The sequence below is a fragment of the Pseudomonas sp. 05N432 genome (assembly GCF_056396945.1).
This window is the reverse complement of the sequence record NZ_JBFTMM010000005.1, coordinates 183,823-205,059: the sequence shown is the minus strand read 5'-3', so window position 1 is coordinate 205,059 and position 21,237 is coordinate 183,823. Positions and strand designations below refer to the sequence as shown.

At 56.2% G+C, this 21,237-nt stretch carries 32 protein-coding genes; 30 read left to right on the top strand and 2 right to left on the bottom strand.

Going from position 1 to position 21,237, the window contains the following annotated elements; genetic code table 11:
- The first annotated feature begins 1 nt into the window (after position 1).
- The 28 genes from rplD to bfr all read left to right on the top strand — a co-directional run bounded on the left by rplD (position 2) and on the right by bfr (position 14,966).
- Complete coding sequence (rplD, locus tag AC1DHT_RS07835; protein ID WP_003186057.1) at positions 2 to 604, top strand: 50S ribosomal protein L4; 603 nt, start codon at positions 2 to 4, stop codon at positions 602 to 604.
- Positions 601 to 900: a 50S ribosomal protein L23 gene (gene rplW, locus AC1DHT_RS07830; protein WP_002555488.1), complete on the top strand. Its 300-nt coding sequence runs from the start codon at positions 601 to 603 to the stop codon at positions 898 to 900. The genes rplD and rplW overlap by 4 nt, the downstream gene beginning before the upstream one ends.
- A 14-nt stretch (positions 901 to 914) precedes the next feature.
- The gene (rplB, locus tag AC1DHT_RS07825; RefSeq protein WP_003186055.1) at positions 915 to 1,739 is read left to right on the top strand and encodes a 50S ribosomal protein L2; all 825 of its coding nucleotides are present in this window, start codon (positions 915 to 917) and stop codon (positions 1,737 to 1,739) included.
- A gap of 16 nt (positions 1,740 to 1,755) precedes the next feature.
- Positions 1,756 to 2,031, top strand: a complete 276-nt coding sequence (gene rpsS, locus AC1DHT_RS07820; RefSeq protein WP_002555486.1) for a 30S ribosomal protein S19 — start codon at positions 1,756 to 1,758, stop codon at positions 2,029 to 2,031.
- Between the two features lie 11 nt (positions 2,032 to 2,042).
- Positions 2,043 to 2,375, top strand: a complete 333-nt coding sequence (gene rplV / locus AC1DHT_RS07815) for a 50S ribosomal protein L22 (protein WP_003103908.1) — start codon at positions 2,043 to 2,045, stop codon at positions 2,373 to 2,375.
- 13 nt (positions 2,376 to 2,388) lie between these two features.
- Positions 2,389 to 3,075: a 30S ribosomal protein S3 gene (rpsC, locus tag AC1DHT_RS07810; protein WP_003176422.1), complete on the top strand. Its 687-nt coding sequence runs from the start codon at positions 2,389 to 2,391 to the stop codon at positions 3,073 to 3,075.
- 12 nt (positions 3,076 to 3,087) lie between these two features.
- Positions 3,088 to 3,501: a 50S ribosomal protein L16 gene (gene rplP, locus AC1DHT_RS07805; RefSeq protein WP_003186052.1), complete on the top strand. Its 414-nt coding sequence runs from the start codon at positions 3,088 to 3,090 to the stop codon at positions 3,499 to 3,501.
- Positions 3,501 to 3,692: a 50S ribosomal protein L29 gene (gene rpmC / locus AC1DHT_RS07800; RefSeq protein WP_008030901.1), complete on the top strand. Its 192-nt coding sequence runs from the start codon at positions 3,501 to 3,503 to the stop codon at positions 3,690 to 3,692. Before rplP ends, rpmC begins: the two co-directional genes overlap by 1 nt.
- 2 nt (positions 3,693 to 3,694) lie before the next feature.
- Positions 3,695 to 3,961 (top strand): 30S ribosomal protein S17, encoded by a 267-nt coding sequence (gene rpsQ / locus AC1DHT_RS07795; protein ID WP_003176419.1) that lies wholly within the window; start codon positions 3,695 to 3,697, stop codon positions 3,959 to 3,961.
- Positions 3,962 to 3,984: 23 nt separating this feature from the next.
- Positions 3,985 to 4,353, top strand: a complete 369-nt coding sequence (rplN, locus tag AC1DHT_RS07790; RefSeq protein WP_002555479.1) for a 50S ribosomal protein L14 — start codon at positions 3,985 to 3,987, stop codon at positions 4,351 to 4,353.
- An 11-nt stretch (positions 4,354 to 4,364) separates the two neighbouring features.
- Positions 4,365 to 4,679 carry a 50S ribosomal protein L24 gene (rplX, locus tag AC1DHT_RS07785; RefSeq protein ID WP_007896770.1) on the top strand — a complete coding sequence of 105 codons (315 nt, stop codon included), beginning with the start codon at positions 4,365 to 4,367 and terminating at the stop codon, positions 4,677 to 4,679.
- Positions 4,680 to 4,699: 20 nt separating this feature from the next.
- On the top strand, positions 4,700 to 5,239 hold the full coding sequence (gene rplE / locus AC1DHT_RS07780; RefSeq protein ID WP_003210069.1) for a 50S ribosomal protein L5: 540 nt from the start codon (positions 4,700 to 4,702) through the stop codon (positions 5,237 to 5,239).
- A gap of 13 nt (positions 5,240 to 5,252) precedes the next feature.
- The gene (gene rpsN / locus AC1DHT_RS07775; RefSeq protein ID WP_003176414.1) at positions 5,253 to 5,558 is read left to right on the top strand and encodes a 30S ribosomal protein S14; all 306 of its coding nucleotides are present in this window, start codon (positions 5,253 to 5,255) and stop codon (positions 5,556 to 5,558) included.
- 208 nt (positions 5,559 to 5,766) lie between these two features.
- The gene (gene rpsH / locus AC1DHT_RS07770; RefSeq protein WP_003186040.1) at positions 5,767 to 6,159 is read left to right on the top strand and encodes a 30S ribosomal protein S8; all 393 of its coding nucleotides are present in this window, start codon (positions 5,767 to 5,769) and stop codon (positions 6,157 to 6,159) included.
- Between the two features lie 12 nt (positions 6,160 to 6,171).
- The gene (gene rplF / locus AC1DHT_RS07765) at positions 6,172 to 6,705 is read left to right on the top strand and encodes a 50S ribosomal protein L6 (protein WP_007896774.1); all 534 of its coding nucleotides are present in this window, start codon (positions 6,172 to 6,174) and stop codon (positions 6,703 to 6,705) included.
- Between the two features lie 10 nt (positions 6,706 to 6,715).
- On the top strand, positions 6,716 to 7,066 hold the full coding sequence (rplR, locus tag AC1DHT_RS07760; RefSeq protein ID WP_003186037.1) for a 50S ribosomal protein L18: 351 nt from the start codon (positions 6,716 to 6,718) through the stop codon (positions 7,064 to 7,066).
- 3 nt (positions 7,067 to 7,069) lie between these two features.
- Positions 7,070 to 7,570 (top strand): 30S ribosomal protein S5, encoded by a 501-nt coding sequence (gene rpsE / locus AC1DHT_RS07755; protein WP_003186035.1) that lies wholly within the window; start codon positions 7,070 to 7,072, stop codon positions 7,568 to 7,570.
- A gap of 2 nt (positions 7,571 to 7,572) precedes the next feature.
- Positions 7,573 to 7,749 (top strand): 50S ribosomal protein L30, encoded by a 177-nt coding sequence (gene rpmD / locus AC1DHT_RS07750; RefSeq protein WP_003176408.1) that lies wholly within the window; start codon positions 7,573 to 7,575, stop codon positions 7,747 to 7,749.
- Positions 7,750 to 7,752: 3 nt separating this feature from the next.
- Positions 7,753 to 8,190 (top strand): 50S ribosomal protein L15, encoded by a 438-nt coding sequence (gene rplO, locus AC1DHT_RS07745; protein WP_003228720.1) that lies wholly within the window; start codon positions 7,753 to 7,755, stop codon positions 8,188 to 8,190.
- Positions 8,191 to 9,519 carry a preprotein translocase subunit SecY gene (secY, locus tag AC1DHT_RS07740; protein ID WP_003228718.1) on the top strand — a complete coding sequence of 443 codons (1,329 nt, stop codon included), beginning with the start codon at positions 8,191 to 8,193 and terminating at the stop codon, positions 9,517 to 9,519.
- Between the two features lie 24 nt (positions 9,520 to 9,543).
- Entirely contained in the window at positions 9,544 to 9,660 is a 117-nt protein-coding gene (gene rpmJ / locus AC1DHT_RS07735) for a 50S ribosomal protein L36 (protein WP_002555468.1), read from the top strand.
- A gap of 130 nt (positions 9,661 to 9,790) precedes the next feature.
- Positions 9,791 to 10,147, top strand: coding sequence for a 30S ribosomal protein S13 (gene rpsM, locus AC1DHT_RS07730; RefSeq protein ID WP_003186020.1), 357 nt, complete (start codon positions 9,791 to 9,793; stop codon positions 10,145 to 10,147).
- Positions 10,148 to 10,177: 30 nt separating this feature from the next.
- A complete protein-coding gene (rpsK, locus tag AC1DHT_RS07725; protein ID WP_002555466.1) occupies positions 10,178 to 10,567 on the top strand; it encodes a 30S ribosomal protein S11 in 390 nt (129 codons plus the stop codon).
- 18 nt (positions 10,568 to 10,585) lie between these two features.
- A complete protein-coding gene (rpsD, locus tag AC1DHT_RS07720; protein WP_003210056.1) occupies positions 10,586 to 11,206 on the top strand; it encodes a 30S ribosomal protein S4 in 621 nt (206 codons plus the stop codon).
- A gap of 22 nt (positions 11,207 to 11,228) precedes the next feature.
- Positions 11,229 to 12,230 carry a DNA-directed RNA polymerase subunit alpha gene (locus tag AC1DHT_RS07715; RefSeq protein WP_007924176.1) on the top strand — a complete coding sequence of 334 codons (1,002 nt, stop codon included), beginning with the start codon at positions 11,229 to 11,231 and terminating at the stop codon, positions 12,228 to 12,230.
- 42 nt (positions 12,231 to 12,272) lie between these two features.
- Complete coding sequence (gene rplQ, locus AC1DHT_RS07710) at positions 12,273 to 12,659, top strand: 50S ribosomal protein L17 (protein WP_007924175.1); 387 nt, start codon at positions 12,273 to 12,275, stop codon at positions 12,657 to 12,659.
- A gap of 238 nt (positions 12,660 to 12,897) precedes the next feature.
- Entirely contained in the window at positions 12,898 to 14,346 is a 1,449-nt protein-coding gene (locus tag AC1DHT_RS07705; protein ID WP_427541599.1) for a catalase, read from the top strand.
- Positions 14,347 to 14,501: 155 nt separating this feature from the next.
- Positions 14,502 to 14,966: a bacterioferritin gene (gene bfr, locus AC1DHT_RS07700; protein ID WP_427541602.1), complete on the top strand. Its 465-nt coding sequence runs from the start codon at positions 14,502 to 14,504 to the stop codon at positions 14,964 to 14,966.
- 65 nt (positions 14,967 to 15,031) lie between these two features.
- On the opposite strand, the gene uvrA is transcribed toward bfr, so the two are convergent.
- Positions 15,032 to 17,866 carry an excinuclease ABC subunit UvrA gene (gene uvrA, locus AC1DHT_RS07695; RefSeq protein WP_427541605.1) on the bottom strand — a complete coding sequence of 945 codons (2,835 nt, stop codon included), beginning with the start codon at positions 17,864 to 17,866 and terminating at the stop codon, positions 15,032 to 15,034.
- A 193-nt stretch (positions 17,867 to 18,059) separates the two neighbouring features.
- Between uvrA and AC1DHT_RS07690 the strand changes: the two genes are divergently transcribed.
- Together AC1DHT_RS07690 and AC1DHT_RS07685 are read left to right on the top strand one after the other, a co-directional pair.
- A complete protein-coding gene (locus AC1DHT_RS07690) occupies positions 18,060 to 19,457 on the top strand; it encodes an MFS transporter (RefSeq protein WP_054594273.1) in 1,398 nt (465 codons plus the stop codon).
- 9 nt (positions 19,458 to 19,466) lie between these two features.
- Positions 19,467 to 19,988: a single-stranded DNA-binding protein gene (locus tag AC1DHT_RS07685; RefSeq protein ID WP_053162823.1), complete on the top strand. Its 522-nt coding sequence runs from the start codon at positions 19,467 to 19,469 to the stop codon at positions 19,986 to 19,988.
- Between the two features lie 86 nt (positions 19,989 to 20,074).
- Here the strand turns inward: AC1DHT_RS07685 and AC1DHT_RS07680 are convergent, their stop codons facing one another.
- Positions 20,075 to 21,232: a glutathionylspermidine synthase family protein gene (locus AC1DHT_RS07680; protein ID WP_427541609.1), complete on the bottom strand. Its 1,158-nt coding sequence runs from the start codon at positions 21,230 to 21,232 to the stop codon at positions 20,075 to 20,077.
- Positions 21,233 to 21,237: the final 5 nt, after the last annotated feature.

Here is a 21,237-nt window from a genome sequence, read left to right as displayed (position 1 = left end):
CATGCAATTAAATGTAAATGACGCTCAAGCGATCGAAGTTTCCGAACTGACATTTGGCGGCGAGTTCAACGAGACGCTGGTTCACCAAGCAGTCGTGGCCTACATGGCTGGCGGCCGTCAAGGTAGCAAGCAGCAAAAGACCCGTTCCGACGTTTCTGGTGGCGGCAAGCGCCCATGGCGTCAGAAAGGTACTGGCCGTGCTCGTGCTGGTACTATCCGTAGCCCAATCTGGCGCGGCGGCGGTACCACTTTCGCAGCTCGTCCACAGGATCACTCCCAAAAGCTGAACAAGAAGATGTATCGCGCAGCAATGCGTTCCATCCTTGCTGAGCTGGTGCGTACTGATCGTCTGGTCGTGGTTCAGGACTTCGCTGTTGAAGCACCGAAAACCAAAGATCTGCTGAACAAGCTGAATGGCATGGGTCTGACTGATGTCCTGATCGTGTCCGATGCTGTTGATCAGAACCTGTACCTGGCTGCTCGTAACCTGCCACACGTTGATGTACGTGACGTGCAAGGTTCCGATCCAGTTAGTCTGATCGCATACGACAAGGTGTTGATCACCGTGTCGGCCGTGAAGAAATTCGAGGAGCTGCTGGGATGAACCAGGAACGCGTATTTAAAGTTCTGCTTGGCCCGCACGTTTCCGAGAAGGCTACGGTTCTGGCAGACAAGAAAGGCCAGTTCGTTTTCAAGGTTGCTACTGACGCAACCAAGCTGGAAATCAAGAAGGCCGTCGAAAGCCTGTTCAGCGTGAAAGTAGAGCGTGTTACTACCCTGAATGTTCTGGGTAAGAGCAAGCGCACTGCTCGCGGTCTGGGCAAGCGTAATGACTGGAAGAAGGCAGTTATCTCCCTTCAGCCAGGCCAAGATCTCGATTTCAGCAGCAGTGCTGAGTAAGGAAGGGGTGCATCATGGCAATCGTTAAATGCAAACCGACTTCCCCTGGCCGCCGTTTTGTGGTCAAGGTGGTCAACCAGGAGCTGCATAAAGGCGCTCCTCACGCACCGCTGCTCGAGAAAAAATCGAAGTCTGGTGGTCGTAACAACAATGGCCGTATTACCACTCGTCACATCGGTGGTGGTCATAAGCAGCATTATCGTCTGGTCGACTTCCGTCGTAACGACAAAGATGGCATCGCTGCCACTGTCGAGCGTATCGAATACGATCCAAACCGTACTGCTCACATCGCTCTGCTGCTGTACGCAGATGGCGAGCGTCGCTACATCATCGCCCCTAAAGGCGTGAGCGCTGGCGACCAGCTGATCGCAGGTGCTCTGGCACCGATCAAGCCGGGCAACGCTCTGCAGCTGCGTAACATTCCAGTTGGTAGCACCGTACACGGCATCGAATTGAAGCCAGGTAAAGGCGCGCAAATCGCTCGTTCCGCTGGTGCTTCGGCTCAGCTGATCGCTCGTGAAGGTGTCTACGTGACCCTGCGTCTGCGTTCTGGTGAGATGCGTAAAGTGCTGGCTGAATGCCGTGCGACCCTGGGCGAAGTCTCGAACTCCGAGCACAGCCTGCGTTCGCTGGGTAAAGCTGGTGCCAAACGCTGGCGTGGCGTTCGCCCAACCGTTCGTGGTGTTGCCATGAACCCGGTTGACCACCCACATGGTGGTGGTGAAGGTCGTACCTCTGGTGGTCGTCATCCGGTATCGCCATGGGGCTTCCCGACTAAGGGCGCGAAGACTCGTGGTAATAAGCGTACCGACAAAATGATCGTCCGTCGTCGCAAGTAAATAGAGGGATACGACAGTGCCACGTTCTCTGAAAAAAGGTCCTTTTATCGATCTTCACCTACTGAAGAAGATCGAAGTGGCGGCGGAAAAGAACGATCGCAAACCAGTTAAGACCTGGTCGCGCCGTTCCATGATCCTGCCACAAATGGTCGGTCTGACCATCGCAGTACACAACGGTCGTCAACACGTCCCAGTTCTCGTTAACGAAGACATGGTCGGCCACAAACTGGGCGAGTTCGCCGGTACCCGCACATATCGTGGGCACGTGGCAGACAAGAAAGCCAAGCGTTAAGGGGTTAGGAAATGGAAGTAGCCGCTAAGTTGTCGGGCGCTCGAATCTCCGCCCAGAAAGCCCGCTTGGTCGCCGACCAGATCCGCGGGAAGAAGGTGGGCGAAGCGCTCAACCTGTTGGCTTTCAGCAGTAAGAAAGCCGCCGAGATCATGAAGAAAGTGCTGGAGTCGGCCGTAGCCAACGCCGAGCATAACGAAGGCGCAGACGTTGATGACCTTAAAGTCAGCACCGTTTTCGTCAACGAAGGGCGTTCGCTGAAGCGCATCATGCCACGTGCCAAAGGCCGTGCTGATCGCATCGTCAAGCGGTCTTGCCATATCACTGTCAAGGTTGCTGACAAGTAACGGAGTCGAAGAGATGGGTCAGAAAGTACATCCCATTGGCATTCGCCTGGGAATCGTCAAGGAGCACACCTCCGTCTGGTACGCAGACGGTCGGACTTATGCGGACTATTTGTTCGCTGATCTGAAGGTGCGTGAGTATCTCCAAGACAAACTAAAAAGCGCGTCCGTAAGCCGTATCGATATCCATCGTCCGGCCCAAACTGCACGTATCACCATCCACACCGCTCGTCCAGGTATCGTTATCGGGAAGAAAGGTGAAGATGTTGAGAAACTGCGCCAGGACCTGACCAAGCAAATGGGTGTGCCTGTGCACATCAATATCGAAGAGATCCGTAAGCCGGAACTCGACGGTATGCTGGTTGCGCAGAGCGTAGCTCAGCAGCTGGAGCGTCGCGTAATGTTCCGTCGCGCTATGAAGCGCGCTGTACAAAACGCCATGCGCATTGGTGCCAAAGGCATCAAAATCCAAGTGAGCGGTCGTCTCGGCGGTGCTGAAATCGCACGTACTGAATGGTATCGCGAAGGTCGTGTGCCACTGCACACCCTGCGTGCCGACATCGACTATGCCAACTACGAAGCTCACACCACCTACGGTGTGATCGGTGTAAAGGTTTGGATCTTCAAAGGCGAAGTAATTGGTGGTCGCCAAGAAGAGCTGAAACCACAAGCACCAGCGCCTCGTAAAAAAGCTGCTAAGTAAGGGGTACGCCAAATGTTGCAACCAAAGCGTACGAAGTTCCGCAAGCAGATGACTGGCCACAACCGTGGTCTGGCATTGCGCGGTAGCAAAGTCAGCTTCGGCGAGTTCGCGCTGAAGTCTGTTGCTCGTGGTCGTCTCACCGCTCGTCAGATCGAGTCAGCGCGTCGTGCTCTGACCCGTCACGTAAAACGTGGCGGCAAGATCTGGATCCGTGTATTCCCGGACAAGCCTGTCACCAAAAAGCCACTCGAAGTTCGGATGGGTAAAGGTAAGGGTAACGTGGAGTACTGGGTTGCCCAGATTCAGCCAGGCAAAGTCCTGTATGAAATCGAGGGCGTTTCTGAAGAGCTGGCGCGTGAGGCTTTCGCCCTGGCTGCTGCAAAGCTGCCGCTCGCCACCTCCTTTGTTAAACGGACGGTGATGTGATGAAAGCGAATGAACTTCGTGAAAAAGACGCGCCACAGCTAAACGAGCAACTGCTCGGCCTGTTGCGCGACCAGTTCAATCTGCGTATGCAGAAAGCAACTGGCCAGTTGGGGCAGTCTCACCTGCTCCGGCAAGTTAAGCGTGACATCGCTCGCGTGAAGACTGTGCTCAAACAGCAGGCAGGTAAGTAATCATGGCTGAAGCCGAAAAAACCGTCCGTACGCTGACTGGCCGTGTTGTCAGCGACAAAATGGACAAGACCATCACCGTTCTGATCGAGCGTCGCGTAAAGCACCCGATCTACGGTAAATACGTTAAGCGTTCGACTAAGCTGCACGCGCACGACGAAACCAATCAGTGCCACATCGGCGACAAAGTCACTATTCGTGAAACTCGTCCTTTGGCCAAGACCAAGTCTTGGGCACTGGTTGATGTTCTCGAACGCGCTGTGGAAGTCTAAGGACTAGGGGTCGGAGAAATTATATGATTCAGACTCAATCCATGCTCGATGTGGCCGATAACAGCGGCGCTCGCCGTGTTATGTGCATCAAGGTGCTGGGTGGCTCCCATCGTCGTTACGCTGGTATCGGTGACATCATCAAGGTTACCGTCAAGGAAGCAATTCCTCGCGGTAAAGTGAAAAAAGGCCAAGTGATGACTGCTGTTGTAGTCCGCACTCGTCACGGCGTTCGTCGTGCTGACGGCTCCATTATCCGCTTTGATGGCAACGCTGCTGTTCTTCTGAACAACAAGCAAGAGCCGATCGGCACCCGTATCTTTGGGCCAGTGACCCGTGAACTTCGTACTGAGAAGTTCATGAAGATCGTCTCGCTCGCCCCAGAAGTGCTGTAAGGAGATCCGACATGCAAAAGATTCGTCGTGACGACGAGATCATCGTGATCGCCGGCAAAGACAAAGGTAAGCGCGGTAAGGTGCTTAAGGTTCTCGCTGACGACCGTCTGGTCGTTGGTGGTCTGAACCTGGTTAAGCGTCATACCAAGCCTAACCCGATGTCGGGCGTACAAGGCGGTATCGTCGAAAAAGAAGCGCCACTGCACGCTTCCAACGTCGCCATTTTCAACGGCGAAACCAACAAGGCTGACCGCGTTGGTTTCAAAGTAGAAGACGGCAAGAAAATTCGTGTCTTCAAGTCGACCCAAAAAGCGGTTGATGCTTGAACACTGCTAGGTAGAAGACCATGGCACGACTAAAAGAGATTTACCGGAAGGAAATCGCACCGAAACTTAAGGAAGAACTTAAGCTTTCGAACGTGATGGAAGTTCCGCGCGTTACCAAAATCACCCTGAACATGGGTCTGGGCGAAGCGATCGGCGACAAAAAAGTCATCGAGCACGCTGTTGCTGACCTGGAAAAGATCACCGGCCAGAAAGTCGTTGTGACCTACGCTCGGAAATCCATCGCTGGCTTTAAAGTCCGTGAAGGTTGGCCGATCGGCGTCAAAGTGACCCTGCGCCGTGAGCGTATGTACGAGTTCCTGGATCGTCTGCTGTCGATCTCCCTGCCTCGGGTTCGCGACTTCCGCGGCCTGAATGCCAAGTCCTTCGATGGTCGTGGTAACTACAGCATGGGCGTAAAAGAGCAGATCATTTTCCCGGAAATCGATTACGACAAGATCGATGCTCTCCGCGGTCTGGACATTACCCTGACCACCACTGCCAAGAACGATGATGAAGGTCGCGCACTGCTGCGTGCTTTCAAATTCCCGTTCCGCAACTGATTGGAGTAGGAAAATGGCCAAGATGAGCATGAAAAACCGCGAGCTGAAGCGTCAGCTCACGGTTGCCAAGTACGCCAAGAAGCGTGCAGCACTGAAAGCTATCATCGTTGATCTGAACGCAAGTCCAGAAGCGCGTTGGGAAGCTACAGTAGCTCTGCAGAAGCAGCCACGTGACGCAAGCGCTTCGCGCATGCGTAACCGCTGCCGCCTGACCGGTCGTCCACACGGCGTTTACCGCAAGTTCGGCCTCGGCCGTAACAAACTGCGTGAAGCGGCAATGCGTGGTGACGTACCTGGTCTGGTTAAAGCCAGCTGGTAAGCACTATCGAAGTCTCGGTGCTCGGGGTCGCAAGATCCTGACCACCGGTGACCTTGAACTTGAATCAAGCCCCTATTGGGGCTTGATTCATTTGTGGGGTGTGTCTAGAATACCCGGCTCGCCTGAGCCCGTGCTTTTTTCGTGCGGAGTTTCTCGGCGAAGGTAGTAGCCGCAAGGCTTATTTTTTTGTATTAGGAGCGTCTAGCCCATGAGTATGCAGGACCCGTTAGCGGACATGCTAACTCGAATCCGTAATGCCCAGATGGCTGAAAAGTCCGTCGTAAGCATGCCGTCTTCCACGTTGAAGGTGGCTGTAGCTAAAGTCCTGAAGGACGAAGGTTACATCGCGGGTTATCAGATCAGCAGCGAAATCAAGCCACTGCTGTCCATCGAGCTGAAGTACTTCGAAGGCCGTCCGGTCATCGAGGAAGTGAAGCGCGTTAGCCGTCCAGGCCTGCGTCAGTACAAGTCCGTCGATGATCTGCCAAAAGTTCGTGGCGGTCTCGGTGTGTCTATCGTCTCCACCAACAAAGGTGTGATGACGGATCGTGCTGCGCGCGCTGCCGGTGTCGGCGGCGAAGTTCTTTGCACTGTGTTCTAAGGGGGGATAAGCATGTCTCGCGTCGCTAAGAACCCCGTTAAGCTGCCAGCCGGTGTCGAAGTTAAATTCGCAGGYCAACAGCTTTCGGTGAAGGGTGCCAAGGGCACTCTCGAACTGAACATCCATTCGTCCGTTGAGATCGTTGAAGAAGCTGGTGAGCTGCGTTTCGCTGCTCGCAATGGCGATCAACAAACTCGCGCAATGGCCGGTACCACTCGTGCGTTGGTAAACAACATGGTCCAAGGCGTAAGCCAAGGCTTCGAGCGTAAGCTCCAGCTGGTCGGTGTTGGTTACAAGGCGCAAGCAAAAGGCACAGTGCTGAACCTGGCTCTTGGCTTCTCGCACCCAGTGGATTATGAACTGCCGGAAGGCATCACCGCTGAGACTCCTAGCCAAACCGACATCCTGATCCGGGGTATCGATAAGCAGCTGGTAGGTCAAGTGGCCGCCGAGATCCGCGACTTCCGTCCACCAGAGCCGTACAAAGGCAAAGGTGTGCGCTACGCGGACGAAGTCGTCCGTCGTAAAGAAGCCAAGAAGAAGTAGGGCATAGCAAATGACCGACAAAAAAGTTACTCGACTGCGTCGCGCTCGCAAAGCACGCCTGAAAATGCACGAACTCGAAGTCGTGCGTCTCTGCGTGTTCCGTTCGTCGCAGCACATCTACGCCCAGGTCATTTCGGCCGACGGCAACAAAGTCCTGGCAAGTGCCTCGACTTTGGATAAAGAACTGCGTGATGGCGCCACTGGCAACATCGACGCGGCCACTAAGGTTGGCCAGCTGGTCGCTACGCGTGCTAAAGCCGCTGGCGTCTCGCAGGTGGCTTTCGACCGCTCTGGCTTCAAGTACCACGGCCGCGTCAAGGCGCTGGCTGATGCTGCTCGTGAAGCTGGGCTGGAGTTCTAAGTTATGTCAAATAACGACCAAAAGCGCGACGAAGGCTACATCGAGAAGCTGGTTCAAGTTAACCGCGTAGCCAAAACCGTTAAAGGCGGCCGTATCTTCACTTTCACCGCGTTGACCGTGGTTGGTGATGGTAAAGGGCGTGTTGGCTTCGGCCGTGGCAAGTCGCGTGAAGTGCCTGCTGCGATCCAGAAGGCAATGGAAGCTGCTCGCCGCAACATGATCCAAGTTGATCTGAACGGCACCACTCTGCAGTACGCAATGAAGTCCGCTCACGGCGCTTCGAAGGTGTACATGCAGCCTGCTTCTGAAGGTACCGGTATCATCGCTGGCGGCGCTATGCGTGCTGTCCTCGAAGTTGCTGGCGTTCAGAACGTTCTGGCCAAGTGCTACGGCTCGACTAACCCGGTAAACGTGGTTCACGCCACTTTCAAAGGTTTGAAAGCTATGCAGTCTCCTGAATCCATTGCCGCCAAGCGTGGCAAAAGCGTCAAGGAGATCTTCTGATCATGGCTACCGTTAAAGTTACGCTGATCAAAAGCATGACCGGCCGCATCCCTAACCACAAACTGTGCGTTAAGGGTCTGGGTCTGCGTCGCATCGGTCACACTGTAGAAGTCCAGGATACTCCCGAGAATCGCGGGATGATCAACAAGGCTTACTACATGCTGCGTGTCGAGGGTTAATCGATGAAACTCAATGATCTGAGTCCAGCGCCGGGTTCCCGTCGCGAAAAGCATCGTCCGGGCCGTGGTATCGGTAGTGGTTTGGGTAAGACTGGTGGCCGTGGTCACAAAGGTCAAACCTCCCGCTCCGGTGGCACCATTGCTCCAGGCTTTGAAGGCGGTCAACAGCCGCTGCATCGTCGCCTGCCGAAGTTCGGTTTCGTTTCCCTGAAAGCCATGGACCGCGCAGAAGTGCGTTTGTCCGAGCTGGCTAAAGTGGAAGGCGACATCGTCACTGTGCAGTCCCTGAAAGATGCCAACGTGATCAACGTCAACGTTCAGCGTGTGAAAATCATGCTGTCCGGCGAAGTTACTCGCGCTGTCACCATCGGAAAGGGAATCGGCGCCACCAAAGGTGCGCGTGCGGCTATCGAAGCAGCTGGCGGCAAGTTCGAGGAATAAATGGCTAAGCAAGGTGCTCTCTCTGCGCTCGGCAAAGGCGGTATGTCTGAACTCTGGGCTCGTCTGCGTTTTCTGTTCCTGGCGATTATCGTCTACCGAATAGGCGCACACATCCCGGTTCCAGGTATCAACCCGGACCGACTCGCAGACCTGTTTCGACAGAATGAGGGGACCATTCTTAGCTTGTTCAACATGTTTTCCGGCGGCGCGCTGGAGCGGATGAGCATCTTTGCACTGGGGATCATGCCGTACATTTCGGCATCGATCATCATGCAACTGATGACAGCCGTCAGCCCGCAGCTGGAGCAGTTGAAGAAGGAAGGTGAAGCTGGCCGTCGCAAGATCAGCCAGTACACCCGCTACGGCACTGTCGTCCTCGCTCTCGTTCAGGCTATTGGCATGTCCATTGGCCTGGCGGGGCAGGGCGTTGCGTTCACTGGTGACTTTGGCTTCCATTTCGTCGCGGTATCCACTTTTGTGGCTGGTGCGATGTTCATGATGTGGCTGGGTGAGCAGATTACTGAGCGTGGTGTTGGCAACGGTATCTCGATGTTGATTTTTTCGGGTATCGTCGCCGGTCTTCCGAGAGCAATCGGGCAGTCTTTCGAGTCTGCGCGTCAGGGTGATATCAACATCTTCGCCTTGGTTGCCATCGGTTTGCTGGCAGTAGCGATTATCGGTTTCGTGGTGTTCATTGAGCGTGGTCAGCGTCGTATTGCTGTTCACTACGCCAAGCGTCAGCAGGGCCGCAAGGTCTTTGCTGCGCAGACTAGCCACTTGCCGCTGAAAGTGAACATGGCCGGTGTTATTCCGGCTATTTTCGCGAGCAGCATTTTGCTGTTCCCGGCTTCGTTGGGTGCCTGGTTTGGTCAGTCTGAAGGTATGGGCTGGTTGCAGGACATCTCGCAGTCGATCGCTCCTGGTCAGCCGTTGAATATTCTGCTGTTTAGTGCAGGGATTATTTTCTTCTGCTTCTTCTATACGGCGTTGATGTTCAATCCGAAAGACGTAGCGGAAAACCTGAAGAAGTCCGGTGCCTTTATTCCGGGTATCCGTCCAGGTGAGCAGTCTGCGCGCTATATTGATGGCGTTCTGACTCGCTTGACCATGTTCGGTGCTCTTTATATGACGGCCGTGTGCCTGTTGCCCCAGTTCCTGGTGGTTGCAGCAAACGTTCCGTTCTACCTTGGCGGGACCTCGTTGCTGATCGTGGTCGTGGTTGTGATGGACTTCATGTCCCAAGTACAATCGCACCTCGTTTCGCACCAGTACGAATCCCTGATGAAGAAAGCCAACCTGAAGGGTTACGGCAGCGGCATGCTGCGCTGACCCATAAGGTTCGAGGAGTTGGTGATGAAAGTTCGTGCATCGGTGAAAAAGCTGTGCCGTAACTGCAAGATTATTCGCCGCGAAGGTGTTGTTCGAGTAATTTGCAGCGCGGAACCGCGTCACAAACAGCGCCAAGGCTGAGTGTGATTGTGCTTCAAGCCCAGCAGCTAGTGCGCTGCTGGGTTGATTATTTGTTATTACAGCGATATTATCTCGCGCCCTATTTCTTGGCTTCCGGGGCGTAGGTAGCTGTCAATTGGAGTCCCACTGAATGGCCCGTATTGCAGGCGTCAACATTCCAGATAACAAGCATACTGTTATCTCGCTGACCTACATCTATGGTGTTGGTCGCACAACTGCACAGAAGATCTGTGCAGTGACTGGGGTAAACCCAGCCGCAAAGATCAAGGATCTGAGCGACGAGCAGATTGAACAGCTGCGTGGCGAAGTGGCGAAGTTCACCACTGAAGGTGACCTGCGTCGCGAAATCAACATGAAAATCAAGCGCTTGATGGACCTCGGTTGCTATCGCGGTCTGCGTCATCGTCGTGGTCTGCCAGTACGCGGTCAGCGTACCAAGACCAACGCGCGTACCCGTAAAGGTCCGCGTAAGCCGATCCGCAAGTAATCGCCCCAGCGAATCGACAGGAATTTAATCATGGCAAAACCTGCTGCTCGTCCTCGTAAAAAAGTCAAAAAGACAGTGGTTGATGGCATCGCCCACATCCACGCGTCTTTTAACAACACAATCGTGACCATCACCGACCGTCAAGGTAACGCTCTTTCCTGGGCTACCTCCGGTGGTTCGGGTTTCCGCGGTTCCCGCAAGTCCACCCCGTTTGCTGCTCAAGTAGCTGCTGAACGTGCTGGTCAAGCTGCGCTGGAATATGGCCTGAAAAACCTCGACGTTAACGTCAAAGGTCCAGGTCCAGGTCGTGAGTCCGCTGTCCGTGCTTTGAACGGCTGTGGCTATAAGATCGCCAGCATCACCGACGTGACGCCAATCCCGCACAACGGGTGCCGTCCGCCGAAGAAGCGCCGCGTGTAATCCAGGAGATTGTAAAGAATGGCTCGTTACATTGGTCCAAAATGCAAACTCGCTCGTCGCGAAGGCACCGATCTCTTCCTGAAGAGCGGCGTGCGCGCGATCGAATCGAAGTGCAACATTGAAGCAGCACCTGGTATCCACGGCCAACGCCGCGGTCGCCAGTCCGATTACGGCACCCAACTGCGTGAAAAGCAGAAGGTCCGTCGTATCTACGGCGTTCTCGAGCGTCAATTCAGCGGCTACTACAAAGAAGCTGCTGGCAAGAAAGGCGCAACTGGCGAAAACCTGTTGCAGCTGCTCGAATGCCGTCTGGACAACGTTGTATACCGTATGGGCTTTGGTTCGACTCGTGCCGAATCCCGTCAGCTGGTATCGCACAAATCCGTCAGCGTTAACGGTCAGACCGTAAACGTTCCGTCCTACCAGGTTCGTGCTGGTGACGTGGTCGCGATTCGCGAGAAAGCAAAGAACCAACTTCGCATTGTCCAAGCTCTCGATCTGTGTGCCCAACGTGGCCGCGTAGAATGGGTAGAAGTAGACACTGAGAAGAAGTCGGGCGTTTTCAAGAACGTTCCTGCTCGCAGTGATCTGTCCGCCGACATCAACGAAAGCCTGATTGTCGAGCTCTACTCCAAGTAAGGGCTAGAAAATAGGTGCATCCATGCAGATTTCGGTAAATGAGTTCCTGACACCCCGCCATATTGATGTGCAGGTTGTCAGTCCAACCCGCGCCAAGATCACTCTCGAGCCTCTCGAGCGTGGTTTTGGCCACACCCTGGGCAACGCGCTGCGCCGCATCCTGTTGTCCTCAATGCCCGGCTGTGCAGTAGTCGAGGCCGAGATTGACGGTGTGCTCCACGAGTACAGCGCCATCGAAGGTGTACAGGAAGACGTAATTGAAATCCTGTTGAACCTTAAAGGTCTGGCTATCAAGCTGCACGGCCGTGACGAAGTTACGCTGACCTTGTCGAAGAAGGGTTCGGGGGTGGTTACCGCTGCCGATATTCAGCTGGATCATGATGTCGAGATCGTTAATCCCGATCACGTAATCGCTAACCTGGCGTCTAACGGCGCCCTGAACATGAAGCTAGTAGTAGCTCGTGGTCGTGGTTATGAACCGGCCGACTCGCGTCAGAGCGATGAAGACGAAAGCCGCAGCATCGGTCGCTTGCAGCTTGACTCTTCGTTCAGCCCGGTTCGCCGTATCGCATACGTGGTGGAAAACGCCCGTGTCGAGCAGCGTACTAACCTGGACAAGCTGGTTATTGATCTGGAAACCAACGGTACTCTGGATCCTGAAGAGGCTATCCGCCGCGCTGCAACCATCCTGCAACAGCAGTTGGCTGCGTTCGTCGACCTCAAGGGTGACAGCGAACCAGTGGTAATCGAGCAAGAAGACGAGATCGATCCGATCCTGCTTCGCCCGGTTGACGATCTGGAACTGACTGTACGTTCGGCTAACTGCCTTAAGGCGGAAAACATTTACTACATCGGCGACCTGATTCAGCGTACCGAAGTAGAACTGTTGAAGACTCCGAACCTTGGCAAGAAATCCTTGACTGAAATCAAGGACGTTCTGGCCTCCCGCGGTCTGTCCCTCGGCATGCGCCTCGACAACTGGCCGCCTGCAAGTCTTAAGAAGGACGACAAGGCGACTGCCTGATCGTCGTAATCACCGAACGTTGTGTTTGGTAAGGAATGAACCATGCGTCATCGTAAAAGTGGTCGTCACCTGAGCCGCACCAGCTCGCACCGCAAGGCCATGTTTCAAAACATGGCGGTGTCGCTGTTCGAGCACGAGCTGATCAAAACTACACTGCCAAAAGCTAAAGAACTGCGTCGCGTTGCTGAGCCGCTGATCACTTTGGCCAAGACAGACAGCCTGGCTAACCGCCGTCTGGCTTTCGACCGTACTCGTTCGAAAGCTATCGTTGGTAAGCTCTTCAACGACCTGGGCAAGCGTTACGCTACCCGTGAGGGTGGCTACCTGCGCATCCTCAAGTGCGGTTTCCGCGCTGGCGACAACGCGCCTATGGCGTACGTCGAGTTGGTTGATCGTGCTGTCGGCGGTGAAGCTGTATCCGCTGAGTAAGACGTCAGTCTGAAACGAAAAACCGGGCCTAGTGCCCGGTTTTTTGTGCCTGTAAGAAATGCGCTCTACGTACAAGCTTCAAACCTTTTCCTGTCGGCACTATATGTGTGGGTTGATCATTAGTATTTTTCTATCGATGTCTACAAGTTAATGAATTTGTGACTGTCATGTTGATGATTAATACTTCCCTCCAAGCCGATTAGCCGGCAGTTCCGAGACTGACACAGGAAGAGATCGCATGAGCCAGAATAAAACGCTTACCACCGCCAGTGGCGCGCCCGTCGCCGACAACCAGAATTCCCGTTCCGCTGGCCCTCGTGGCCCGCTGCTGCTCGACGACTTTCACCTGATCGAGAAGCTTGCCCACTTCAACCGTGAAAACATCCCGGAGCGCCGCGTACACGCCAAAGGCTCGGGTGCTTATGGTACGTTCACCGTTACCCGCGACATTACCCAATACACCAGTGCCAAGCTGTTTGAGTCGGTTGGCAAGCAAACTCCGACCTTCCTGCGTTTCTCCACCGTGGGCGGCGAGCGCGGATCAGCAGATACCGAACGCGACCCGCGTGGTTTTGCGCTGAAGTTCTACACCGAGGAAGGCAACTGGGACATCGTTGGCAACAACACGCCAGTGTTCTTCATCCGTGATCCGTTGAAGTTCCCGGACTTTATCCACACCCAAAAACGTTTGCCGCAAAGCAACCTGAAAAGCGCACAGATGATGTGGGACTTCTGGTCGCATTCGCCTGAGGCGCTGCACCAGGTCACCATCCTGTTTTCGGATCGCGGCATCCCTGACGGCTACCGTCACATGCACGGCTTTGGCAGCCACACCTACAGCCTGATCAGCGCCAAAGGCGAGCGTCACTGGGTGAAATGGCACTACAAAACCAAACAGGGCATCAAGAACCTGGCGCCGGCAGAAGCTGCACGCCTGGCCGGGACTGATCCCGATTACGCTCAACGCGACCTGTTCGGTGCAATCGAGCGCGGTGACTTCCCGAAATGGCGCGTGTGCATTCAGATCATGACCGAGGCCCAGGCCGCGGCGCATTACGAGAACCCGTTCGACGTGACCAAAACCTGGTCGCAGAAGGAGTTCCCGCTGATCGAAGTCGGTGAGCTTGAGCTCAATCGAAACCCGCAGAACTACTTTGCTGAAGTCGAGCAGGCAGCGTTTGGTCCGAGCAACATGGTGCCGGGTGTGGGCTTGTCGCCAGACCGTATGCTGCAAGGTCGGGTATTTGCCTATGCCGATGCCCACCGCTACCGTGTTGGTACCAATCACCAGCAGTTACCGGTGAATGCGTCGCGCAGCCCGGTCAACAGCTATCAGCGCGACGGCTCCATGGCATTTGGCAGCAACGGTGGCAGTACACCGAACTACGAGCCTAACAGCTACGCCGGTGCACCGAAGCAAGCGCCACAATACGCTGAGCCAGCGCTGGCCCTGAACGGCGCGGCCGATCGTTATGATCACCGTGAAGATACGGATTACTACAGCCACGCCGGTGCGTTGTTCCGCTTGATGAACGATGAGCAGAAAACCCTGCTGATCAACAACATTGCTGGTGCGATGTCGGGCGTTTCCAGTGATGTGGTTCAGCGTCAACTGCAGCACTTCTACAAAGCGGATGCCGCTTACGGAGAAGGTATCGCAAAGGCCTTGGGTGTACAGCTGAACTAAGTCTAAACGATAAGCAGAACCGCCCTCATTTGGGCGGTTTTTGCGTTATTTAAGCTGGTTTTCTCGGAGTATCTTCGCTTTTATCGCGTTATTGGAGTGACCTATCAGTCCGCTTGGTTCAAACTACAGCCTTTCAAGCAGGGAGATGTAGGGCGATGCAAGGCCACCCAGACGTAATCGATTACCTCAACACGTTGCTCACAGGCGAACTGGCAGCACGTGATCAATATTTCATCCATTCGCGGATGTATGAGGACTGGGGCTTTACCGAGCTCTACGAGCGCATCAATCACGAGATGGAAGAAGAAACCCAGCACGCCGATGCGCTGATGCGCCGAATCCTCATGCTGGAAGGCACGCCACGCATGCGTCCGGACGATCTGGACGTCGGCACCACGGTACCCGAGATGCTCGCTGCCGACTTACGCCTGGAATATAAGGTCCGTGCTGCGCTCTGCAAGGGCATCGAGCTCTGCGAGCTGCACAAGGATTACGTCAGTCGCGAGATCCTGCGGATTCAATTGGCTGACACCGAAGAAGATCACACGTACTGGCTGGAGAAGCAGTTGGGTCTGATCAAATTGGTCGGCCTGGAAAACTACCTGCAATCGCAGTTCTGATTCTGCCGGCTACAAAAAAGCCCCGGTCACTGATGAAGTGATCGGGGCTTTTTCATGCGCGGACGTTAAGCTCGATCGCGTTCCAGCAATGGCTTCAGGTAGAAACCGGTATGCGACTGCTTCATCTCGGCGACTTCCTCCGGTGTACCCACGGCAATGATCTGCCCGCCCTTGGAACCGCCTTCCGGCCCAAGGTCCACCAGCCAGTCAGCGGTCTTGATCACATCCAGGTTGTGCTCGATCACCACCACGGTATTGCCGTGATCGCGCAGGCGATGGAGTACATCAAGCAACTGCTGGATATCCGCGAAGTGCAGGCCGGTGGTCGGCTCGTCGAGGATGTACAGCGTTTTGCCGGTATCGCGCTTGGACAACTCGCGGGACAGCTTCACCCGCTGGGCTTCACCGCCCGACAGGGTGGTCGCCGATTGCCCCAGTTTGATGTACGACAGGCCCACATCCATTAACGTCTGTAGCTTGCGCGCCAGCGCCGGAACTGCATCGAAAAACACTCGGGCTTCTTCGATGGTCATTTCCAGCGTTTCGTGGATGCTCTTGCCCTTGTACTTGATCTCCAGGGTTTCGCGGTTGTAGCGCTTGCTCTTGCAGACGTCGCACGGGACATAGATGTCCGGCAGAAAGTGCATTTCCACCTTGATCAGGCCGTCACCCTGACAGGCTTCGCAGCGTCCACCCTTCACATTGAAGGAGAAACGCCCCGGACCATAGCCACGCGAGCGGGACTCCGGCACGCCGGCAAACAATTCACGAATCGGTGTGAACAGCCCGGTGTAGGTCGCCGGGTTGGAGCGTGGCGTACGGCCGATTGGGCTTTGGTCGATGTCGACGACTTTGTCCAGATGCTCGAGGCCCTTGATGCCGTCATGGGCTGCGGCTTCCAGGGTGGTCGCGCCGTTCAGTGCAGTGGCGCTGAGGGGGAACAGGGTGTTGTTGATCAGCGTCGATTTGCCCGAGCCGGACACCCCGGTCACGCAGGTCAGCAAGCCAATCGGAATCTCCAGATCGACGTCGCGCAAGTTGTTGCCCCGGGCGCCCTTGAGCGACAGCGAGAGCTTCTTGTTGCGCGGCGTGCGTTTGGCCGGGACTTCGATCTTCACGCGGCCGGACAGGTATTTACCGGTCAGCGAGTCAGGGTGCGCCATGACTTCGGCCGGGGTGCCTTCGGCGACAATGTGACCACCGTGCACGCCAGCCCCCGGGCCGATATCCACCACATAGTCGGCCAGACGAATCGCATCTTCGTCGTGCTCGACCACGATTACCGTGTTGCCGATATCGCGCAGATGCTTGAGCGTCCCGAGCAGTCGATCGTTGTCGCGCTGGTGCAAGCCAATCGACGGTTCGTCGAGAATGTATAGCACGCCCACCAGGCCGGCGCCGATCTGGCTGGCCAGACGAATACGTTGTGCTTCACCGCCAGACAGCGTGTCGGCACTGCGGTCCAGCGACAGGTAGTCGAGACCGACGTTGACCAGGAACTGCAAGCGTTCGCGGATTTCCTTGAGGATCTTGTCGGCAATTTCGCCGCGTCGACCGGTCAGTTTCAGCGTGCCGAAATAATCGGACGCATCGCCAATCGGCAGGTTGGTCACTGCCGGCAGTGTCTTCTCGCCGACCCACACATGCCGCGCTTCACGGCGCAGGCGAGTACCGCGGCAATCCGGGCAAGGCTGGGTGCTGAGGAACTTGGCCAGTTCTTCGCGCACCGATGCGGACTCGGTTTCGCGGTAGCGACGGTCCAGGTTCGGCACGATGCCTTCGAACGGGTGCGAGCGTTTGACGATGTCGCCGCGGTCGTTCAAATATTTGAAGTCGACGTTCTGCGTGCCGCTGCCGTGCAGGATGACCTTCTGCTGATCGGCCGGCAGCTGGTTGAACGGCACTTCCAGGCTGAAGCCGTAATGCGAGGCCAGTGAGCCGAGCATCTGGAAGTAGTAGACGTTACGCCTGTCCCAGCCGCGAATCGCCCCTTCAGCCAGGGTCAGCTCGCCATTGACCAGACGCTTGATGTCGAAGAACTGCTTAACCCCCAAGCCGTCGCAGGTCGGGCAGGCGCCTGCTGGATTGTTGAAGGAGAACAGCTTGGGTTCCAGTTCGCTGATCGCATGGCCGCAGATCGGGCAGGCGAAGCGTGCGGAGAAGATCATTTCTTCGCCCGGCTCGTCGTCCATCGGCGCGACCAGCGCAATTCCGTCGGCCAGTTTCAGCGCCGTCTCGAACGACTCGGCCAGCCGCTGTTGTAGATCGGCGCGGACCTTGAAGCGGTCGACCACGACATCGATCGAGTGCTTCTTCTGTTTATCCAGCTTCGGCAATTCGTCGAGTTCGAAGAGCTTGCCGTTGACCCGGGCCCGGACAAAGCCCTGGGCACGCAGTTCTTCGAAGACCGAAAGGTGTTCGCCCTTGCGCTCGCGGATCACTGGCGCCAGCAGCATCAACTTGCTGCCTTCAGGCTCGGCGAGGACCAGGTCGACCATCTGGCTGACAGTTTGTGCTTCCAGCGGAATGTCGTGATCCGGGCAGCGCGGAATACCCACGCGAGCATAAAGCAGGCGCAGGTAGTCGTAGATTTCGGTAATGGTGCCGACCGTCGAGCGCGGGTTGTGCGAGGTCGACTTCTGTTCGATGGAAATGGCCGGCGACAGACCTTCGATGGTGTCGACGTCGGGCTTTTCCATCATCGACAGGAACTGCCGGGCATAGGCTGACAGCGACTCGACATAGCGTCGCTGACCCTCGGCATACAGCGTGTCGAATGCCAGGGAAGACTTGCCGGACCCGGACAAACCGGTGATGACGATCAGTTTGTCCCGTGGCAGGGTCAGGTCGATGTTCTTCAGGTTGTGGGTTCGAGCCCCACGAATCAGGATCTTGTCCAAGGTGGCCTCGCTTGGCGGGCGTCGAAAACGTAGGAGTATACGGGCAAATACTGGATGGATGCACACTATCAAATGACGCTTGCTGAACGGCGCCTGACAACGGCGCGGGGCAGGCTCGCGACAAAGCGTCGCCCTATACCCCGTCAACCGATGGGACTGGTAGAATCGCCGCCGGTTCACATGAGGTTATTCCATGCACGATCCCCACAGCGAACGCATGAGTGGTGGCGAGACCCGCGCAGCAAGCGGTCTGGCCCTGGTGTTCGCCTTCCGTATGCTTGGCATGTTTATGGTGTTGCCGGTGTTGGCGACCTATGGAATGGATCTCGCAGGAGCGACCCCGGCGCTCATCGGTCTGGCGATTGGCGCTTACGGCCTGACTCAGGCGATTTTTCAGATTCCGTTCGGGATCATTTCCGACCGTATCGGCCGTCGCCCGGTGATTTACCTGGGGTTGATCGTCTTCGCCCTCGGTAGCGTTTTGGCCGCCAATGCCGATTCGATCTGGGGCGTGATCGCCGGACGAATCCTGCAAGGCGCCGGGGCGATTTCTGCGGCGGTCATGGCCTTGCTGTCGGACCTGACCCGCGAACAGCACCGCACCAAGGCCATGGCCATGATCGGCATGACCATCGGCCTGTCGTTCGCCGTGGCGATGGTGGTCGGGCCGCTGCTGACCCGCGCCTTTGGTCTGTCCGGCTTGTTCCTGGCGACGGGCGGCATGGCGTTGTTTGGTATCGTGATCGTGATGTTCATGGTGCCGCGCGCCACCAGCCCGTTGCATCACCGCGAATCTGGCGTTGCCCGTCAGGCGCTGATCCCGACGCTCAAGCATCCGGACCTGCTGCGCCTGGACCTGGGTATTTTTGTGTTGCACGCGATGTTGATGTCGAGCTTCGTCGCGTTGCCGCTGGCGCTGGTCGAAAAAGCCGGACTGCCCAAGGAGCAGCACTGGTGGGTGTACCTGACCGCGCTGCTGATTTCGTTCTTCGCCATGATCCCGTTCATTATCTACGGCGAGAAGAAACGCAAAATGAAACGAGTTTTACTCGGTGCGGTCAGTACGCTGATGCTCACTGAGCTATTCTTCTGGCAGTTCGGCGACAGCTTGCGGGCTCTGGTGATTGGTACGGTGGTGTTCTTCACCGCGTTCAATCTGCTCGAGGCTTCGTTGCCGTCGCTGATCAGCAAGGTTTCACCGGCAGGCGGCAAAGGCACGGCCATGGGGGTTTATTCCACCAGTCAGTTCCTCGGTTCGGCACTGGGCGGGATCATGGGTGGCTGGATGTTCCAGCATGGCGGTCTGTCGGCTGTGTTCCTTGGATGCGCAGGACTGGCTGCCCTCTGGTTGGCCTTTGCTGTTACCATGCGTGAACCTCCCTATGTGACGAGCCTGCGCTTGCCGTTATCGCCTGAAGCGATCCGCGAAGCTGGTCTGGTCGAGCGCCTGCTGGCCGTCGTTGGGGTAACAGATGCAGTGGTGGTTGCTGATGAAGCGGCCATTTACATCAAATTGGACACCGAACTATTGGATCGCACGACCCTCGAGAGCCTGGTCAACAACCCGGCCCCGACCGCGTGCGAAGCCTAGGAGAACGTTATGGCCCGTGGGGTTAACAAAGTCATATTGGTCGGCACTTGCGGCCAGGATCCCGAAGTTCGCTACTTGCCTAACGGTAACGCCGTGACCAACCTGAGTCTGGCGACCAGCGAACAATGGACCGACAAGCAAACCGGCCAGAAAGTCGAAAAGACTGAATGGCACCGTGTATCGATGTTCGGCAAGGTTGCGGAAATCGCCGGCGAATATCTGCGTAAAGGTTCGCAGGTCTACATCGAAGGCAAGCTGCAAACCCGCGAGTGGGAAAAAGACGGTATCAAGCGTTATACCACTGAAATCGTGGTCGACATGCAAGGCACCATGCAACTGCTGGGCGGCCGTCCACAGGGCGACCAGCAGGGCCAGGGCGGCGGTAACAACTACCAGCAGTCCGCTCCGCGCCAGCAAGCTCCGCGTCCGCAGCAGTCGGCTCCGCAACAGCGTTCGGCTCCGGCACCACAGCAGGCCGCACCGCAGCCAGCTCCGGATTTCGACAGCTTTGATGACGATATTCCGTTCTGATCATCAGATCCGCCGGATATAGACAAAAGGCCCGTAGCAAACGCTACGGGCCTTTTTTTTGGGGGCGCTTTCCGGGGATAAGTCGTTCAGTCCAGTATCAGGTGCGGCAAAAACCGGCTCGAGTCTTTGGTGATCAAGCTGTTGTCTTCGCGCACGCCAATACCGGCGGCCTGATCGCCAATCACCCAGGAGCCGATCAGCGTGTAGCTGTCGCCGAACTTCGGCAGCGGGGCGAACTCCTGAAGGATGAACGGCGCATCGGTGTACGGCCCGTCTTCCTTCACGACCAGGCCATCCGGGGTGTGCAGCTCGATGTTGGCGCCTTCGCGGGAGAAGAACGGCTTGCGCACCCAGCCTTTCGGCACCGGTTTGCCAGGCTCGGGATCCAGGTGGGTGGCAAGCAGGTTCGGGTGCCCTTTGTTGAGCTCCCACAGCAGGGGCAGGATGCCTTTGTTCGAGATGATCGATTTCCAGGCGGGCTCGAAAAACTGCGTGTCACACTGGGCGATGGCCTCACCAAACGGTTCGTGGAAAATGAATTCCCAGGCGTGCAGTTTGAACAGGTGAGGGATCCAGCGTTCTTCGAGATCGACGAAGCGTCCTTCGCTGTTGAGGCCGATATCTTCGATATCGATGTGGCGTGACTCGATCCCGACTTTTTCCGCGATCAGGCGCAAGTAGTCGGTGGTGCCTTTGTCTTCGACCGATTGTTTCATCGAGGCGAAGTAGAAAGGCTGTTTGATCTGCAGCTGCGCAAAGGCCTGATGCAGCTTGGTGTCGATGCTGTTGAACTGGTCGGCATGGCTGGGCAGCAAGCCGCGTTCGATGCATTGCTCCAGCCAGCCCCACTGGAACGCCGACGCCTCGTACAGGCTGGTGGGCGTGTCGTAGTTGAGTTCCAGCAATTTGGCGGGGCCGCTGCCGTTGTAGGAGAAGTCCAGGCGACCGTAAAGGTGCGGATGGCCTTCGCGCCATGAAGTGCGAATCATGTCGAAGAAGGGGGCAGGAATGCTCAGGCGCTCCAGCAGTTCTTCGCTCTGCACCACCCGGTCGACCAGGTCCATGCACATCTCATGGATCTCGGTAGTCGGGTCTTCGAGATCGTTCTCGATCTGCTTGAGCGTGAACTGGTAATACGCGCTCTCGTCCCAGTAGGGTTCGTCGTCGATGGTGTGAAACATGAAGCCGAGGTTTTCGGCGGTCTGCTTCCAGTCGTGACGTTCCTGGCAGAGGATTTTCTTCATGGCGC

Coding starts and splice junctions, on each gene's coding strand:
- bfr (WP_427541602.1), top strand. CDS start 14,502: ATGCAAGGCCACCCAGACGTAATCGATTACCTCAACACGTTGCTCACA.
- AC1DHT_RS07680 (WP_427541609.1), bottom strand. CDS start 21,232: ATGAAGAAAATCCTCTGCCAGGAACGTCACGACTGGAAGCAGACCGCC.
- AC1DHT_RS07705 (WP_427541599.1), top strand. CDS start 12,898: ATGAGCCAGAATAAAACGCTTACCACCGCCAGTGGCGCGCCCGTCGCC.
- rpmC (WP_008030901.1), top strand. CDS start 3,501: ATGAAAGCGAATGAACTTCGTGAAAAAGACGCGCCACAGCTAAACGAG.
- rplQ (WP_007924175.1), top strand. CDS start 12,273: ATGCGTCATCGTAAAAGTGGTCGTCACCTGAGCCGCACCAGCTCGCAC.
- rpsN (WP_003176414.1), top strand. CDS start 5,253: ATGGCCAAGATGAGCATGAAAAACCGCGAGCTGAAGCGTCAGCTCACG.
- rplR (WP_003186037.1), top strand. CDS start 6,716: ATGACCGACAAAAAAGTTACTCGACTGCGTCGCGCTCGCAAAGCACGC.
- rpsC (WP_003176422.1), top strand. CDS start 2,389: ATGGGTCAGAAAGTACATCCCATTGGCATTCGCCTGGGAATCGTCAAG.
- rplO (WP_003228720.1), top strand. CDS start 7,753: ATGAAACTCAATGATCTGAGTCCAGCGCCGGGTTCCCGTCGCGAAAAG.
- rplN (WP_002555479.1), top strand. CDS start 3,985: ATGATTCAGACTCAATCCATGCTCGATGTGGCCGATAACAGCGGCGCT.
- rpsQ (WP_003176419.1), top strand. CDS start 3,695: ATGGCTGAAGCCGAAAAAACCGTCCGTACGCTGACTGGCCGTGTTGTC.
- rplB (WP_003186055.1), top strand. CDS start 915: ATGGCAATCGTTAAATGCAAACCGACTTCCCCTGGCCGCCGTTTTGTG.
- secY (WP_003228718.1), top strand. CDS start 8,191: ATGGCTAAGCAAGGTGCTCTCTCTGCGCTCGGCAAAGGCGGTATGTCT.
- rplP (WP_003186052.1), top strand. CDS start 3,088: ATGTTGCAACCAAAGCGTACGAAGTTCCGCAAGCAGATGACTGGCCAC.
- rplV (WP_003103908.1), top strand. CDS start 2,043: ATGGAAGTAGCCGCTAAGTTGTCGGGCGCTCGAATCTCCGCCCAGAAA.
- rpsD (WP_003210056.1), top strand. CDS start 10,586: ATGGCTCGTTACATTGGTCCAAAATGCAAACTCGCTCGTCGCGAAGGC.
- rpmJ (WP_002555468.1), top strand. CDS start 9,544: ATGAAAGTTCGTGCATCGGTGAAAAAGCTGTGCCGTAACTGCAAGATT.
- rpsE (WP_003186035.1), top strand. CDS start 7,070: ATGTCAAATAACGACCAAAAGCGCGACGAAGGCTACATCGAGAAGCTG.
- AC1DHT_RS07690 (WP_054594273.1), top strand. CDS start 18,060: ATGCACGATCCCCACAGCGAACGCATGAGTGGTGGCGAGACCCGCGCA.
- rplE (WP_003210069.1), top strand. CDS start 4,700: ATGGCACGACTAAAAGAGATTTACCGGAAGGAAATCGCACCGAAACTT.
- rplW (WP_002555488.1), top strand. CDS start 601: ATGAACCAGGAACGCGTATTTAAAGTTCTGCTTGGCCCGCACGTTTCC.
- rplX (WP_007896770.1), top strand. CDS start 4,365: ATGCAAAAGATTCGTCGTGACGACGAGATCATCGTGATCGCCGGCAAA.
- rpsM (WP_003186020.1), top strand. CDS start 9,791: ATGGCCCGTATTGCAGGCGTCAACATTCCAGATAACAAGCATACTGTT.
- rpsK (WP_002555466.1), top strand. CDS start 10,178: ATGGCAAAACCTGCTGCTCGTCCTCGTAAAAAAGTCAAAAAGACAGTG.
- AC1DHT_RS07715 (WP_007924176.1), top strand. CDS start 11,229: ATGCAGATTTCGGTAAATGAGTTCCTGACACCCCGCCATATTGATGTG.
- rplD (WP_003186057.1), top strand. CDS start 2: ATGCAATTAAATGTAAATGACGCTCAAGCGATCGAAGTTTCCGAACTG.
- AC1DHT_RS07685 (WP_053162823.1), top strand. CDS start 19,467: ATGGCCCGTGGGGTTAACAAAGTCATATTGGTCGGCACTTGCGGCCAG.
- rpsH (WP_003186040.1), top strand. CDS start 5,767: ATGAGTATGCAGGACCCGTTAGCGGACATGCTAACTCGAATCCGTAAT.
- rpmD (WP_003176408.1), top strand. CDS start 7,573: ATGGCTACCGTTAAAGTTACGCTGATCAAAAGCATGACCGGCCGCATC.